Origin of the sequence: Nostoc sp. WHI, assembly GCF_015714725.1 — a bacterium.
Taxonomy (GTDB): domain Bacteria; phylum Cyanobacteriota; class Cyanobacteriia; order Cyanobacteriales; family Nostocaceae; genus Nostoc.
Window position 1 is genome coordinate 1 of the sequence record NZ_WBKM01000128.1, and the last position, 16,049, is coordinate 16,049.

The 16,049-nt window shown below is 42.6% G+C and carries 18 protein-coding genes; 11 read left to right on the plus strand and 7 right to left on the minus strand.

The features are described from left to right. Window positions 1–65: 65 nt before the first annotated feature. The 4 genes from F8S12_RS12830 to F8S12_RS12845 all read right to left on the minus strand — a co-directional run bounded on the left by F8S12_RS12830 (window position 66) and on the right by F8S12_RS12845 (window position 2,074). Window positions 66–368 (minus strand): hypothetical protein, encoded by a 303-nt coding sequence (locus F8S12_RS12830; RefSeq protein WP_196516658.1) that lies wholly within the window; start codon window positions 366–368, stop codon window positions 66–68. A gap of 132 nt (window positions 369–500) precedes the next feature. Continuing rightward, on the minus strand, window positions 501–725 hold the full coding sequence (locus tag F8S12_RS12835; protein ID WP_196516659.1) for a hypothetical protein: 225 nt from the start codon (window positions 723–725) through the stop codon (window positions 501–503). Then, on the minus strand, window positions 722–955 hold the full coding sequence (locus tag F8S12_RS12840; RefSeq protein ID WP_196516660.1) for a hypothetical protein: 234 nt from the start codon (window positions 953–955) through the stop codon (window positions 722–724). Before F8S12_RS12840 ends, F8S12_RS12835 begins: the two co-directional genes overlap by 4 nt. Before the next feature lie 3 nt (window positions 956–958). Then, window positions 959–2,074 (minus strand): ParM/StbA family protein, encoded by a 1,116-nt coding sequence (locus F8S12_RS12845; protein WP_196516661.1) that lies wholly within the window; start codon window positions 2,072–2,074, stop codon window positions 959–961. 275 nt (window positions 2,075–2,349) lie between these two features. Here F8S12_RS12845 and F8S12_RS12850 point away from each other — a divergent pair, with 275 nt between their 5' ends. The 6 genes from F8S12_RS12850 to F8S12_RS12875 all read left to right on the plus strand — a co-directional run bounded on the left by F8S12_RS12850 (window position 2,350) and on the right by F8S12_RS12875 (window position 8,635). Further along, window positions 2,350–2,529 carry a ribbon-helix-helix domain-containing protein gene (locus tag F8S12_RS12850; RefSeq protein WP_158680629.1) on the plus strand — a complete coding sequence of 60 codons (180 nt, stop codon included), beginning with the start codon at window positions 2,350–2,352 and terminating at the stop codon, window positions 2,527–2,529. Between the two features lie 76 nt (window positions 2,530–2,605). Then, window positions 2,606–3,331 (plus strand): hypothetical protein, encoded by a 726-nt coding sequence (locus F8S12_RS12855; protein WP_196516662.1) that lies wholly within the window; start codon window positions 2,606–2,608, stop codon window positions 3,329–3,331. A gap of 276 nt (window positions 3,332–3,607) precedes the next feature. After that, window positions 3,608–3,841, plus strand: coding sequence for a hypothetical protein (locus F8S12_RS12860; protein WP_196516663.1), 234 nt, complete (start codon window positions 3,608–3,610; stop codon window positions 3,839–3,841). Beyond that, window positions 3,841–7,104 (plus strand): hypothetical protein, encoded by a 3,264-nt coding sequence (locus F8S12_RS12865; RefSeq protein ID WP_196516664.1) that lies wholly within the window; start codon window positions 3,841–3,843, stop codon window positions 7,102–7,104. Before F8S12_RS12860 ends, F8S12_RS12865 begins: the two co-directional genes overlap by 1 nt. Further along, window positions 7,097–7,351, plus strand: coding sequence for a hypothetical protein (locus F8S12_RS12870; protein ID WP_196516665.1), 255 nt, complete (start codon window positions 7,097–7,099; stop codon window positions 7,349–7,351). The genes F8S12_RS12865 and F8S12_RS12870 overlap by 8 nt, the downstream gene beginning before the upstream one ends. Before the next feature lie 498 nt (window positions 7,352–7,849). Beyond that, window positions 7,850–8,635, plus strand: coding sequence for a hypothetical protein (locus F8S12_RS12875; protein WP_196516666.1), 786 nt, complete (start codon window positions 7,850–7,852; stop codon window positions 8,633–8,635). 428 nt (window positions 8,636–9,063) lie between these two features. Here the strand turns inward: F8S12_RS12875 and F8S12_RS12880 are convergent, their stop codons facing one another. Both F8S12_RS12880 and F8S12_RS12885 read right to left on the minus strand, forming a co-directional pair. Further along, a complete protein-coding gene (locus F8S12_RS12880; protein ID WP_196516667.1) occupies window positions 9,064–9,243 on the minus strand; it encodes a hypothetical protein in 180 nt (59 codons plus the stop codon). Window positions 9,244–9,711: 468 nt separating this feature from the next. Then, window positions 9,712–10,215, minus strand: coding sequence for a tyrosine-type recombinase/integrase (locus F8S12_RS12885; RefSeq protein ID WP_196516668.1), 504 nt, complete (start codon window positions 10,213–10,215; stop codon window positions 9,712–9,714). A gap of 87 nt (window positions 10,216–10,302) precedes the next feature. Between F8S12_RS12885 and F8S12_RS12890 the strand changes: the two genes are divergently transcribed. Further along, entirely contained in the window at window positions 10,303–10,482 is a 180-nt protein-coding gene (locus F8S12_RS12890) for a hypothetical protein (RefSeq protein WP_196516669.1), read from the plus strand. A 95-nt stretch (window positions 10,483–10,577) separates the two neighbouring features. Here F8S12_RS12890 and mobV read toward each other — a convergent pair whose 3' ends face one another. Then, the gene (gene mobV, locus F8S12_RS12895; protein WP_196516670.1) at window positions 10,578–12,368 is read right to left on the minus strand and encodes a MobV family relaxase; all 1,791 of its coding nucleotides are present in this window, start codon (window positions 12,366–12,368) and stop codon (window positions 10,578–10,580) included. A 409-nt stretch (window positions 12,369–12,777) separates the two neighbouring features. Between mobV and F8S12_RS12900 the strand changes: the two genes are divergently transcribed. From F8S12_RS12900 to F8S12_RS12915, 4 genes are all read left to right on the plus strand, one after another. Next, complete coding sequence (locus tag F8S12_RS12900) at window positions 12,778–13,044, plus strand: hypothetical protein (protein ID WP_196516671.1); 267 nt, start codon at window positions 12,778–12,780, stop codon at window positions 13,042–13,044. Between the two features lie 872 nt (window positions 13,045–13,916). Continuing rightward, window positions 13,917–14,243, plus strand: coding sequence for a hypothetical protein (locus tag F8S12_RS12905; protein ID WP_196516672.1), 327 nt, complete (start codon window positions 13,917–13,919; stop codon window positions 14,241–14,243). Between the two features lie 89 nt (window positions 14,244–14,332). After that, complete coding sequence (locus tag F8S12_RS12910; RefSeq protein ID WP_196516673.1) at window positions 14,333–14,980, plus strand: hypothetical protein; 648 nt, start codon at window positions 14,333–14,335, stop codon at window positions 14,978–14,980. 98 nt (window positions 14,981–15,078) lie between these two features. Beyond that, complete coding sequence (locus tag F8S12_RS12915) at window positions 15,079–15,729, plus strand: hypothetical protein (RefSeq protein ID WP_196516674.1); 651 nt, start codon at window positions 15,079–15,081, stop codon at window positions 15,727–15,729. The last annotated feature ends 320 nt before the right edge of the window (window positions 15,730–16,049 follow it).

Sequence of the window (16,049 nt, forward strand, 5' to 3'; positions counted from 1 at the left end):
TCATCAATATGGCTTGCATGACCCATTGCCGGATTGCGTATTGCAAAGTCCATTATTTCATCTCCCTAGTGCTGATATTTAAGTTGATTAATCAGAGCCTCCGCAAGTCCAAGATGCTCATCTATTCCTACCGATTCTCGGATGCCTGGGGTAATGCTAGAAGCGTGAGCCATCGCTTGGGCTGTTGAGTTAATCCCGTGCGCTGCTGTCTCGGCTACTATGAGATTTTTCACCACGCTTTCTAAAACTAGAAGTTTCTCTGTTCTGCCCAACTTTTCAAAGGTGCTTCCATATACAGATTGAAGGTCATCCAAGTACGAACCATCCCCCGGCATAGTTGATGTGAAAAAACCAAGTGGTTTTGACATGATTTATCTCCTTAAAAGATATTTGTATAGTGAAGTGTCATTTGTTAGAATCCTTAAGTGCTTTTCGTGAAAGCGGCGAGAGATACATTTCAGAGTGGGGCTAACGCATTGAAGCAATGCGACTGCGTTCGCTCATAACTTCTTTCCTTGACTTTGGATTTTGATAGGTGTGGCTGGGGTTTCTCCTTGAGTCGGTTTCTGAAGTACATAGCTGATTGCACCTGCACCCCCCACGGCTGCGGCAATGGTGAACATATTGTTACGTCCGTTGTACTGCACTCCGAAATAGCCAAAAGCGATCGCTGCTGCTGTTGCTCCAATGCCTAAAACCGTGTTTCTGAATGTGGTTCTGCTCATGCTGCCCCTTTGAAATTAGTGACCATTGCGCTAAGTGCCGATTTATTGGGCTGTGTAGATTGCGCTGTTTCTGGTTTTGGTGATGTTTGGACATTGCCGTGTTGAAAAATCAGCTTCTCTACACCTGCTGAAAGTGCTTGTGTTGGCGCGTCTTGGGGTAAATCAAACATCTTGCACAATTCAATTACTGCTAGGTAGGAGATGGTTATACGCCGAGATTCGTAATTCATTAATTAGGCTCCTAGAGATATTTGAGTTAATAGTTTCAACCCCAAGGCATTGATGAATTGGGGATTATTCAAGACCACAAAACCTAAATCGGCTAAGTTTTGATCCACCACTGGCAAGGAAACACCCCCACCCCAGGCGACAAGGTATTTCGCTCTATCCAGGTAATTACCAGCAGTCACAAAGTTAGCGAATTTCTCAATCCTGTTACTCCACCACTGATCTAGGCACTGGCTGTATTCTGCCTCAAACTTCTTGCCTGTGAGGTGGTTGCCGCCATAAGTAAAAGTGCCTTCGATAATCCCCTGGTTAACGAGACTGGGTGAATGCTTCACATCCTTGGACAGCAGACTTACTCGGTCGTTTCGCTTGTCGAGGGTTTCTGCAATCATGGTGTGCAGTTCACCGGCTCCACCCTCTATCAGGTGACGGTCAATCACTGCACCACTGCCGTTAAACACGGTAATCAACCAAGTGGATGAACCGATATCGAGTGCGATCGCTAATTCTGAGGGGTCAAGCACCAGAGATGCTTCACCGAATAAACAATGGGCAATGCTTCCAAATCCTTCGGGATAAATCCCTGTCACCACGATTTCAACTGTCTTGGTGACAATGGAACGAGTTACAGGGTGCAGATGCTCAAAGGTGTGAGTCCCGGACACTCTGCGTTTAATCTCTTGGCCCCAGCGTTCGGGGTTGTGATTGCTCAAACTAATTGAAAGTTTGACCCCATCGGGAATGTTGAGAACTGCTAAATCTGCAAGGATGCTTTCTAGTGCCAGTTCTGCTTTTTTGGCTTTGTCCTCGTGCAGCAGGGTGTGGTCACTTTGCGCTAGAGCTGCACTGCCCCAGAAAAATTGAATGTCTTTTAAGTCAAGCCGCGAACCTTCTACATAACGCACCCAGCAGCCATCTTTTGAGATGGTTTCGTGGTGCATGATGTTTCGGTTACGAACAAGTGAGTATACGGCAGGCATCATGATCGAAAAATCACCGATGATTGCTTTGCCATACCCTGCACCTGAGTCTTTTCCGGCGATAAAGTCAGTTAGCCCTGATTTGGCTAACAAGTCCGCTTGAACTAGCCAATTTTTGGCATTGGTGTATGTCGAAGTCATGGTTCTGTTGTTTGTTAAAGTCTTGATTTTTCTGGCTTGGCGTTGATTTTTAGTCAAATCACGATAAACCCAGATATCCACTTAGGGGTTAGCCATAGCATCGCTTTCTGGCTTCTATTGCCTTTGTTGAGTGGCTGTTTTTGGCTTGATAATGTTATAGTAACAAAGTGTGCATCTTACGTCAACTACTACGAAGTAGTAAAATGCTACTGTCTAACAAGAAATAAACTAATGGGAGGAAGTAGTATTCTATGAATTGTTCACAGAATGAGATTATGAGTAAACGAATATCGGTTGTGCTGCCAGATGATATAGGAGAAGCTGTAGAGAACATGGCAGAGTCAGAAATGCGATCGCTTAGTCAGATGGGAGCAATCCTAATCGCTGAAGCAGTAAAATCTCGGCAAGGTGAAACACCAGCACCGAAGGACAAAAAAGATAAGGGTACACCATGACTGACGAAAGCCACAAGCATTAGAATCAGTACAGTTCGTGCTGATTTTAGATCGTCATTAATGTTTAAAGTCTCCAATGACTACCCTGAAAGACCCAACAGCAAATTTTCAACTCCCACTTTACAACAAAGCAGCGTTTGAAAAAATTAGGGAGGCGATAGATTATCAATCCACCGTTGCTCTAGCGGCTGGTAGTCTTGCGCTGGGTACGGGTGGTGTCATGCATCCGTTAGGTTGGTTAATTTTTGGATTGGCTTACAAGCCGTTGGTAGTAACTCAAAAACTGGTAAGGTTACAAAGATTAGGAACCTCAATTTTCCACGAGTTTGAAAACGAAGGAGTGCAAGTTTTCCCAACACTTCCGGTAGAAAACAACAACCCTATCGACTTGTTTGTGAGATTTCCACGAACAACTCACCTGTTTATCTCGATCCGGTCAAAAGGAGATAGGGAAATTGTCTACAACGAAGCAAGAGAGGTTTTACAGGTCAAGCGCAAAGATAATAATGGATTGAAACTATGGAAACCTTGCCCACTGGTTGAGTTAGCAGATTATGAAAAGTGGCTCAACAAGAACAAAGAGAAGTTTTTGATGACCTCCCGTGAGGCTCAAAAGACTCCCACAGCAAAAGTTTTGGTTTTATGTCCTCCCACTAAGGCATCGCCAAATCACAAGGAACATCTTTATACGGAGATAGGAGATATGAGAGTTCTAGTTCTCAGGAGGAAAGGCAGTGCATTTGTCATTACAGAGTCGGAAGTCAACAACTTTGTTAGGGCTTGGTTATCCAAGTACAAGTAGGCTAAAAGTTGAAAACCCCGTTTCCCGTTGGGAGACCGAGGTTTTCAGATTTTCATTCACTTGGAATTGGGGATTGGGTTTGCTGCCTAATTAATATCCCTAATAGTAATTTTATCGTACACGATTTGGTGTAAAGCTAATGTAACACTGGCTCACCAGATGTAAACAGCGTTTCAAGAATTTTAGCAAAGCGTGATTTTTGAACGTTTGTACTAGAAGATTACTGCCACGGGATAGCTCCAATTCCTCCAACACACATAATGGAGGATTTGTAAAGTGTCAAAAAAACAGCTATTTCATACCTCAGCTACCAACAAGCTGCTATTCGCAACTATTGCTAACGCTTGCCCCCACTGCGGTAAACCAGACTGGTGCTACTCAATAGGAGAATTGACAGTCTGCGATCGCAACAGCAAGCGATCCTATGCACTGGGTCAACCTAAAAAATCGCCAACTTATGTATTAAGCAATTGTCAAAAATTAAATAATGTTCAAGGAGGTATCGCGTAATGGTTGCACAATTCTCCAATCAGCAAGCACTCGCCTCCTTTGATATTCGCAATTTTGTAGACCAGTTAGAACCAGCCAAGGAAAAAAATAAATACATCTGCCCAGCTTGTGGTGGGCATAACTTAGGCATCAACCCTAGTAATGGGAAATACCAGTGTTTTAATAACTGCCAATGCCCTGATATTAGAGAAGCAATCAAACCGTGGAGTGAGGTACTAGAAGAGAACAAACTTGGTTACACACAACAATTGGGACTCAAACCACTAAAAGCGAAAAAACCAGCAGCATTACCCAAGGTTTTAAAACTAGACCCAGCAGAGTTAAGAATATGTAGGTTGAGGAGTGAAGTCACCACACCACAACCCGTAACACCCGATTTCGTCCCCAAGTCCGTCAGCTTCAAGCTATCAGATGATGGAGCCACATCGAAAGAATTAAAACAAATTACCGTTATTGAATACGACTATGGCAACGGGCGCAAATCGCACAGATTTGAATGCCCTTGTGCAGCCGTCCCCAAAAGCAGAGTCAAAACCTTCTCAGTCAGCAGAATTGACCCCACAACCAATAAAACTACATGGAAGAAAGAAGGTTATTGGCCTGCTTATAAACAGGACGAAGCCATCGAAATTATCAAATCCACAGATGGCATCCCCGTACTGCTAGCCCATGAAGGTGAAAAGTGCGTAGAAGCTAGCAGATTGTCAGGTTTAGCCAGCATTACTTGGGTGGGGAACTGCTCCGACGCTGACATCGGAAAATCCTTGACCCAAATCAAGCATTCTACGGGTAAAGATTTTTTACTGGCTTATTGCGCGGATAATGATGAAACTGGATGGAAGAAAGCCCAAAGAATTAAAGAGGTTTGCGCCCAAGCCGGAGTAGCTTTTGTTGCCATCGACTTGCTTTTAATCAAACCGGATCTGCAAAATAAAGGAGATGTAGCAGATATTTTATCAGACGGCATGACAGGCGATGAATTAGCGAATCTACTGAATCGGCAAATAGAAGAAATTACAGCAGATGCTCAATCATCATCAGAAAATGTAGACTCAGTAGATGTTGCTAATTTCGACGACGAGCCAGACAGCACATTCCTGCAAAAAGGTTTTAACACCCTTTACGGCGATCGCAAATGGATTTGTGCAGATGGCAAGTTGTATTACTGGGATGGTACACACTACAAACACTCACCTGATTCAGTTGAGCGTCCACGCATTACGAGTTATTGCAATTCGTATCAAGTTATTAAGAAAACTGGCAAGAACTTTGTCATTACCCACCCTTATGCAAAACCTAGCAAAGTTAAAGAGTTGCTGGAGTGGGTAAAGCTGCGAGTAGAAATTGACCCGCAATTACTTAACCCACCAGGGGTTAACTGTACTAATGGCGTGTTAGGCGTTGATTGGGCAGCCCCCATACCTCAGCCAGTTTTAGTTGAACACAACCCAGATAAACACTTTTTTACATATCCGCCATTGGTGAAGTATGACCCTCAAGCAGACCCTAGACATTGCGATCGCTTACTGTTATGTTTAGACGAGCCTCAACAACAAGTTTTATTACGAAACCTGGGAGCGAGTCTTGATCTTGAAGTTGTCCGTAAGAAAAGAGGGCGGGAAAGTAAGCTACTACTGGCCTGTGGATTGGGTTCAAATGGTAAAGATTCCATCCGGGAGGTAGTATCTATCATCTACGGAAATCAAGGTATGACCAGCTGTTCCTTAGCTGACTTTGCTGCTTATGATGAAGGACGGAAATTTTCACTCTTTCCCTTGGTCAACAGTCGGGTAAATTGGGCAAGTGAAAATCCACAGACAGCACGACTAGATAAAATTCAATCGCTCAAACTCTTTGCTACTGGTAACGTCTTACACTCAGAGCGCAAGGGGAAAGACCATATTGAATTTAACCCCAAAGGGATCGGCATCTTCAACTTGAATGAAACCCCGGCACTACACGGCACAATTCAAGCCATTCAAGACCGACTAGCAGCCCTAGTTTTTGGTAAAACATTTAAGTCAAATCCTGACCCAAACAACCCAAACGAGTTACTAGCAGACCCTCGATTCTCTTATGACTTGGATTTTGTGCGTGAGTGCGTAGCCCCAGCATTTTTAAATAAGATGATCTCTGGACTACAGGCATTAATAGAAGAGGGGATTGACTACAGCTGTACTCAGCAAGCATTAGAGGATATTCAAGCCGAAAATTCTCACTTATTCCAATTTTCTAAAGATACAGGGCTGGGTTACAAGTCGGATGCCATCGTCACAGCATTTGATCTGTGGTCACGCCTAGAAAATTGGTACATCGACAACGGTACTTTGTCCTTTGATGAATCCAGCAGTGGCAAGGTAAAAGCGATTTGGCAAGAACAGTCAAAGCCTAGTGATAAAACAGTTAAGGCCATCAACCAAGTCATAGCCAGATTTAAAACACTATTCCCCAAAGCCAAATTAGTAACCGTCCCCCACCCATCCGGGAAACGGAAGTTACAAGCACTGCAAGGAATTAGTTTTCATGATGTGCCAATGTCAATAACTGACACACCCATAGCAATAAGTGAAAATTCCACAGCAGATCCACCCCAACCGCCACACCAAGAAATCCTTATAAATCAGGACTTCCACACCAACCACACCAGTTTAAATGACGAGCCTGAAAAAAAATCAACTACGGAATTAAACACCTCGCCAAACATTGACTTAAACACCTCGTCAAATATTAACTTAAACACTGAATTAAACATTGACTCGTCAGACCAAAATCAAATCACTCCCCCCATAGTTTCACCTGCTAATAAGGAGCATGACTTTAAATTGGTGTGGGTGGTGTGCGATGACGATACTGAAAGCGTTTCAGCAGATTTAGGTGGTGTGGAAACTGCTGTGCCAGATCAGCTTATTGCTATGCCAAACAGCTTATTGACAATAGGAGCAGAAGTGAAGCAAGCGTTCGATGATTTAGCACCAGTTTGTCCACAAGATGATGCGGCGGTGTCACAGCAAGTCGCCAATGTTCAAATCGAGTTCCAGTCAGAGTGTGACACCTGTGACACCCCTCTCAATGCAGGTGGAACGGATAAAATTATCGCCAATGCTGAACTGATTAGGGAGTCTATTGTAGATGAGTCTTGGGAAATGATTGATGAATTGATAGAAGAGTGGACGGATGAATTTACAACTGCTGTTTGGAAAGAGTTGACACTAGAGGAACGGAAGACAGTTAAAGGACTAAAGCGAGGTAACACCAATGAATGAACCTATTAATTCTCCACGAGTCTTAAATATGCATCCAGAGATCGGATACTTGGCTGATGAACAGATGGATGCAGATCGTGAATGGTTTGCGAATCATCCCTTCGCTACCAAGTATTACCGCAAGCCTTTTTCTTCTGAAGTGATAGAGTTTTGTGAACTTGAGCCAGGGCGAAAACTCAAAAAAATACTGGTAACAAAGGTAAGTGAAGGCGCAAGAGCCAGAACACCGATTTTTGAGAATGCTTAATCAGATGGAAAACCATGAATATAGGGCTGCTAATAGCTAGAACTGTCTCCATTAAAATCAATTTCGGTTTGATGCCATTAAGAGAAATTTTCCTTATGCGTCAATAATCTCAACGTTCAGCTTGAGGACGATGTTAATAGTGCCCCATCATTCGAGGTTGGCTTACGCGTTGCGTCTGAAAATTTCCCTTTTTTGGGAAGTATAAAGTAGAGGTATCACCGTGCCAAAACGGGAAAATTGTACGCTAAGGTTGAAAGTCTTTGTCTGTCTGGATTTGGGCTGTTATTTTTTTGATGGTGCAGAGTAGTACCAATACTCTGCACCATCTGGAAAGACTAATTCGAGCCAAAAGTGATAAATCGAGGTATGCCATTTGCTCAAAACAACTTATTTTCATAGCGTTGAGTTAGCATCAATTCCTTAGCGTACAATTTTCCCAATTTGGCACGGTGACGCCGAGTACGCAATTGTGGGTACTGCCATCACGTTTTCAAGCCGATGTCGGCAAGAATCACTAGCAAAGTGGTCTGGAATCCTCAAAGCGAAACTTTTGAAACCCTCTTAACTACACCGTGCCCCAATTGCAGTAAACCTGTAACTTGGCAACTAATTTCTAGCAGTGATATTACCCCGAATCAGGAGAAAAAAGAGGAATTTGATCTAGAGGTGGAGTACCGGGAAATTCCCTCAGAATGTCGGTTCGAGATCCTTGAGCAGATAGTGAAAATTCGCAAATTAGGCAGTAGATTCAAGAATCTCCCAAACCGGGAAAAAAAGTTTATCCATTCGTTAACTGAACTGATCCATCAACAATCCGATATTCAGCTAGCAGAAATTAGAGTAGCCCTAGATATTCTAGAAATTGGTTTTTCACTAAGAGAGATTTTGGCTCATGCGCTTTTAGTTCCCTTATGCCAATCAGCGACAAATAACAATTGGTATCGGATTGAGAGGCTGATGAAGGGTAGAACGGAAGATATTAAAAAGCTGATTTGGGATATGTTACCTAAGCACTACCAAAATAAAATACACCAGCTAAAAAAGGAGCTTGCTGAAAAACCAACGACATCAGCGATCTTATCCCAGGTAACTTTCAAAGTAGGTGATCGGGTAGCCGCCGCCGCTCCTAACGATTTGAAATACTTGTGGCACGGTGTAGTCGAGGAGGTTTCGGACGACGGCTCAGAGGTGTTTGTTTTTTGGCAGTCAAGCCAAGGAACAGCCACAAGTTCTTATGAGATACATGAGGCATCCTACTTGCGTCAGCTTGGCAATTCCGTTTGACGGGGCTGCTGTTGCTTTTGGTTCTGCTATCAAAAGAAATTTTCTTATTATCAGTGATTGATTATTGATATAAATTTCAGCCACGCAAAGTCCTTTATCACTGATTGAGGTAACAATGCAAGAAATTTGCACCACATTGGCAGCGATCGCAGTTTTGGATGCCGTGATAATTCCATTTCCCGACATTTACCCCAACTGGCTACAGCATCTATTGTAAAAACCCTGTAACCCTTGATATAGCTTAGTTTGTTGCTGCTATAAGTAGTTAAAAACTGAGTGCTGGTGTTTTAAGCCCAATGTTCCTTTAATTCAAAAGTAGTAACATAGAGAATAGTCCAAATAAAAACCCTCACTTGTGTCCAGCAAGTCAGGGTGTGTTGAAAAATTAAACTAAAACAAATGAACCCCTATGTTATCTAACATGGGGTTTATTTTTGACCAGGTATAAAATGCCCGATGACTGCACCAATAATGAACGTAGCCATATTGAGAAAAGCTTGGCGGCTTGTACTATCTTCGTATGAGAGACTTAACAAACCTGTAAGAGATATAAAGGCAATAGTGCCTAAAACTAAATCTCTAAAAGAGGGTTTTGCTTTAAAGAACATAAGTGTTTCTAAGATACAGTACCCCCTTAATCTAACTTAGTTAGAAATCAGACAATAAGCTATAACGCGACAGATAAATTTCAAGCTAAATGTGTTTTTAATAGCGTATTTTATTTAGCTTAACCACAGATAATTACGGAGGAACATCTAAGGAAAAACACTTAATTAATTATGAGGCACTAATGATATCTCAGTAATATTCCGGTTCACAAAGACAATTCTACTGTTATTACTTAATGAGCAAAAGACTTTGAATTCAAGCTATATCAGGAATTCTTAGTAAAAGAATGTACTCATTTTAGTTTACGTTATAAATATTACATACTACAAATTCTAATTTTTAAGTATAAGAATTTTTATACCCTATTTCTTAAGTATATTATAAGAAAAATATTCATAAAATATTTATATTTGTATGTAATAGTTTATTATTTCTTCATTATTCCTTCATAAAATTCTAACGATGCTTTATACAAAATAAAAAGATTTCCCGGCATTTTCCCCAACGGGTGACAGCATCGACAACGCCGCCGCCGCGCCTAACACCTGCTCGTCAGTCACTTCCAAATATTTCTGCAACTGCTCCAAATTCCGATGCCCCGAAATTTCCTGAATTACCCGCAGTGGGATGCCTACGTTACTTATCTGCGTTAGTGCGGTGCGCCTAAAGCTGTGGGTAGACACGCCAATTATCCCAGCTTGTTTGCAAGCTCCCCTCAAAATCCTAGAGGCTGAGTCTTCGCTGATGTGTCCATCACTGCGACCGGGGAACAAATAAATCTCTCCGGCCAGTGGGTAGTATTCAACCAATAACCGCCGTAAGTCTTCAATGACTGGGATTGACCTAGTAGCCAGCTTCCCTTTGGTGTAAGATTTCCGAATCACCAGCCGGGGTCTAACGTTTCCCTTGGGTGTGTAGATATCTTGAGTTTGTAGCGTACAGCATTCACGGATTCTACAGGCACACCTCATCTTTCCTATCGCTCCTCAGTCCTACGTAGTGAAGAATTTCAGTAATAAAACGGCATAGTGTAAAACTGTCATTTTTATGGTAATTCTGTGGCATTTCTACGGGTGATTGATGGTAAATCTGTGGAATTTGAGCCAGAGGAAAGCATTTCATTTTGGCAGTTCTATGTCAGTTCTGTGTTGAATTTGTGGTCTGAAAAAATTGGGATTTTGACGCACAGTACGCCATATTTGGCGGAAAGTTTTTTTGAGCCAAAAATGATGATTTAAGTGAATTTCAAATCACTTGAACCAAAATTAACTACTAAAAAACTACTTTTATGCTACAAAAATGACTGTACAGTTCACTACTAGAACGCCAACTTTTAAAGACTTAAATCCTCCTCATGCCTCGGTTGTTGTTTTAACTGCTGCCCATAATCGAGTAGCTGCTGATTCCAATCGTCAGCTTTGCACTTGAGGCGCTTGGACTGTGGCAGTAGTTCCTTAACAACTCGTGCAGCTGCATTACCCTCATCATCTGGATCAAAAGCCACTTGTATATTAGGAATATTCTGCAATTCCTCTACTGGTAAGCTTTTGGGATTATCTACCGCCATGTACAAAGTTCTATTGGGTGGCACGTCGCCTCTAAGCTGATATTCCAGCATGGCAAAAGACACGGCATCGATGGGCGATTTCAAAAGCACCACTTTCTCTACTGGATCAGTTGGCTGTCCACCCAAATGAAAGTAAAACCAGCCCTCACGCCGCTTAGTCCCTTTCTCGTAGCCTTTGAAAGTGTTGTTTTCGCCCCGTGTCCCCCGCAGGAATGCTCCTATTGCCTGGGGTTCTTCGCCAAGATTCCGCATGACGAACACAGCGTTTTGCTGGTCATCAGCGTAAACTAACCCCCTTTTATGCAGAAGTTCCACAAAATTTTCAGGTATTCCCCGTTTCTGGGTCAGGTAGTTGGAGACAGAAGACCACTTGCTTTTATCCTCAACAGGTAGCTGAAACGGGGTTCGTGGTTCTAACTGGATAATTTCAGCAGCCACTGTTTTAGTTTTGGCGATCGCTGCTCGTTCTGCCCCCGACTCACCAAAGCGCTCGTGCAACCAGACGACCGCCTGCCGCAGATTGCACTGGTTGACGTGCATCACCAAGTCAATCGCACCGCCGCCACCCTTCTGTTGATCGGGGGCAAAGTCGTAGAATTTGGGCCCATCTATATTAATGATGTGTCCGTGACTCTTCCATCTACCTTGATCATGATGCAAACCCAACTCCCAGGCGACATCCTCTAAGGCCAAGTCGCGCAGTTGTTGGGTTTTCAATTCCAGCGATCGTACAATTTCTTCTAGCCGTTGTCGCTCCTTCTCGCTATCTCTCGCCCGTTGCTCTGCTCTCTCCAATCGCTCTGCCATGAACGAACGGTCAGCCAGTTGGTGGTTAATCGCTTGGAACTGGTCATCAGACTGAATCCTGGCAACGTAATTCCTAGCTGATTCAAAAGGTGTGGGTGCTAATTGGTTATTTGTAATGAATGCGGTCAACGGTTCACTGTTAACGGCTTGGTAATATTCTTTGACCTTTGTGTGGGTTGCCTTACTGCCCTTGACCCCTCGTTCAATGCCCAAAGGAGCGAGTGCAGCAGCATAACTGTCTTGGAGTTTGGATAACTTGATTCTTCCCTGTCCACCTCTACCGCCGAACATCGCGTCATGACTGACTCTGCCAGTTTTCTCGTTCACTGGCACGATGTAGGCGTGGATGTGTGGGGTACTTTCATCTAGGTGAAGTTCTGCTCTGACACACTTTGATCCATAGTTTTGAACTAGCCAGTCACGAGATGCGATCGCCCATTGCTGCATTCTCTCATCAGACCACTGCCCTGACAGAGATGGATCAACGGGGCGGAAATATTCAGGTGATGCCGAGAGAAACATTTCCGTGCATAACACCGCATCATGCCGAGGGCGATGCTTGAGGGTGGCAATCTTTTCTTTAACTATTTCCTCCAGAGCGCGATCGTCTTCTCCCCCAATTAACCGGACATTCTCTCTAGTTGGATCTGCGTTGGGTGTTTCTCTGTTTCTGGTAACATGGTCATCACTTCCCGCAACGTTGCCGAATGTTTTTAGTTTCTCAATTCTGAGAATTGTTAGTGGCGACATAAAAGATTTATACTACAAATGCAGTACTTTGTAGTACGAAAAAACCCCTCCAAGCGAACGACGGTTTCATGTCATGAGCGCAGCGAGAGATGGCGCAGCCACCCGCAGGGCATGAAACCATAGTGAGTATGGTATCACTTATACAAAACCCCGAAATCCACTTTTGCGGTCGAAATCGCCCAGACTACTTTTCCTGAAAATACCCCCAAACCCCCCTTTAAAGGGTACAACGACAGTCATTTGACAGTCGTTGTGTTTTTGGGCAATGACAGTCGTTTGACTGTCGTTTGGTACAATCAAGGGGTACTTACGGGTGGTTTACGGGGTATTTTGACAGCTTGAGAATTCTAGTATTAATTGAAACAATGGCTTACTAACAATCTACTCTAATTCGGTAGGAGTGTGGGACATGGAGCAACCTAATTTGGAAGTGCTTTCGATTAAGCGCAGTCACGACAGTAGCGATGGTCAGTTACTGCAATTTTTACGAGAGCGAGAGCGTAAAATGTCGGGCAGAGGTTTGACTAAAATTGTTTTGAGTACTTTAAGGATGTGCTGGGGGCCTTTTGTCATAAAGCGTATTGGTGCTGACAGCAACACTCTCAAGACTGCTGTGATTTACTCTATCTCACAGTTGGAATTACAGATTTACTTGCTCAAGCAGTTACTCGATTGAGCAGTTTGTTGAAGTGCAATTGTAACATCGCAGTATTATATATTCTCATTCGGCTCAATTTCTTCAATTGCCTTGGACATTTCCTCTCTCCACCCCTCTTACCCCCCGCAATACGTTTGTGAAAAGAGGGGTGAACTCTGAGGTGGCTTTTGTCGTGATTGTGTAGTTCTTCAGTAGTATTTTTTGATGACTGTTGCTTCGGCTTCTGCTTTTCATTTTTGACCCTCAAAAACTTTCCGCCAAAGATGGCGTACTGTGCGTCAAAAAAAGATGGATTACAGAGCTTACTCCGCTTTTAAGCGATTTTCAGGGTAATTGACCAATTATTGGGAGCAAATGGGAGACTTCTTGTAAGTATTGGGAACTGTTCGGATTTATTGGGAATTTTTGAGCTAATGAGAATTTTGTGACTGGATGATTTTTAAGGGGTAAAAAGGTAAGAAAAAATTGGAGATTTGGGAGATATTGGATAGATATTGGGAGATGTTGAATGTAGTTGGTGAGAATTGGGAAAATGGATGTTTTGTCGAGGTTTTATCTCAGACGCACGAATTGAGCCAAATCAATCAACTAGTGCCATTCCTGTAATACTTCTTGATAAATATTTCAATAATCACGGTTTGGGCGGTTTATATTGAGACTGATTATCAATTAGATAGACAAAAAAAGGGTCAAAAACAGGGGTAAATTTTTTTTGTGGATTTTGTTTTTTTAATGTTGAGTCTTGGTTCTGTTTCAAGCCGAATGCTCAACGTTCACTTTCAAAGTGATCAACTACGATAGTCAAGCGATCGCGCATCTTGTGGTCAACCTAATCCAAGATAAAATCAGGAGCGGGAAAAATGAAATTGATGATGAGCCAGGGGTAAGGGATGTCAGCCAAAAGCGAAGTGACAATAAAATTTAGCGGGTCACTGCCAACAGCTACACCAGCAGAGAATAAAAAAGTTGCAATCGAGTTGACTGATCAGAACGGCATAGTCTTTACCGCTCAAGTTAATGCAAAAAGTTGGCGGAAGGCTGAAACTAGCGCCTCGGAATTCGCAGACTGGGCTGGGGCTGTATCGGGCAAGCTTGGCCAACGAACAGAAAACGGGTTTGAAATTATTGATGCCGGAATTCAGCTTTTTGAAAAGAAGGCGAAGGAAGTCAAACCAGATGTAGGGGCTACTGTATCTGAAGCTGGTGCTTCTTCATAGACAGATTTTCTTGGCGCTCTCAGTTTTCTTTAAAAGCGATCGCTTTTCCAAAGCTTAGTGTTCTCATATATATATTCAAGATTGTCAGCATGACCATTACTACCGATACACAGCAGTTATCAGTCAATAATCAACCGATAACGCCAACAGATTCTCTACAATATCGTGCAATTGGGCGGCTGTGGGGAAGGTATGTTCCAAGCCAGGAGGTTATTTATAAAGGCCAACTAATAACTGTTGACGGTATAATACTCGATGCCATTCTTGCAAAGAGAGCATCTAAAATAGTTCAAGCTCAATTTGATTTGTCACGAGATTACTTGTGGACTGTTTACCCCAGAACACTATTATCACCAAATGGCATAGGACTTTCGGTAAGTTTAATCAGTGTGAGGAAACCATCGGAAGATACCGAATCAGTTCAGACAGAATTTCAGTCACTAGCTGATAACTTTTCTGTACAAGGAGTAGTTGTATACCTTGACTATGAATTTGGGATAGTCGAAGTCAAAATTCAACGTGAACCTCGGATGAATTTGGAGCCACCCAAGGATTTTAAACTGAGACTATTAGGATTTTTACCGCCCAAATCGGTGAAGTGTTTCTGGAATTTTCAGGTGCGGCGTGTGGGGACTGACTTAGTAATTCAATCAGGGGAGTGCATTAAATATATGGCTCATGAGCAATCAAAAACTAAAAAGTTATCAACCAAGCCACCAAAAGATACCCACGAGTAAGTCAAAGCTAATCTAACAGAAAAAGCTTCCATCATCATCACTAGAACTCAAGTTACTTACCTCACGCCCCTTGAGTGCATTGCCGCAAATAATAAGTTATGCCCAAACCAAAATCAAAAAAAACGAATATTTCAGCATCAACAGAAATATCTCCGCCAACTCAACCAGCTATTGTGCATATCGTCAAGCAGAATACTAATAGCCCAGTACCATCTGAATCATCAACCATTGCACCAAAAGAAAATCAAAACAGTGTACCGGAGTTGGACGTTTTGAATAACCAGAGTCAAAGCAAAGAAGAGGAGCCATCAAACAGTAGCCCTCAAGCTACTCCTGATGCTGGACTTGAAAAAATCAATGCAGCTATAGACTCGTCTGACTTCCCATTAACCGCATCAACACCAACAGTTAATCTAAAAGAATTAGCTCAAAACTCGTCAAGTAAAGCTATTGATTTAGCACAACCAGAACTAGAAAATAAACAACCCCAACTAGAGAAACGAATACCATCATATAAAAAATTAGAGACAGTTACTAATAGTCAAGGACAGACCTTTGCTCTTGGGGAGGAGATACAAGTGAGTACCTGTAACTTTGGCTCTCAATCGGCTGTAATTACATTTTTTTATTCAGCGCCAGATGGAAGTATTTGGTCTAGTTATTATCCTTTGACTAAAGACCAATGGCGGCGCGGTTGCTGCCGGATTGAATATTTGAAAAAGGTTGATGAAAATTTTTGCAATGGTTAACGGTGTAAAAGCACAGTTATTGAAAAGTTGTTATGAAGCTATTTTGAAGAGTCAGTAATCACCGAAGACATCCACCGACATCTGATTGTAAGATGGGCACATATACAGAAATCCTTATAGCGAACTCTCATTATTCGATTGTGTGCTTTTAGGCACATTAACCACATCAATCGCCCCCATATTCTGGGGGTATTTTTATGGCGGTAGTGGCTCAAGCGAGGTAACAATCAAATGAGCGTGGCTCACTACCATCTGAGGTAGTGTTAGACGTAAGCTGTAGACATCAATGAATCTAGAAGACTTTGAGGCATCGATTACAC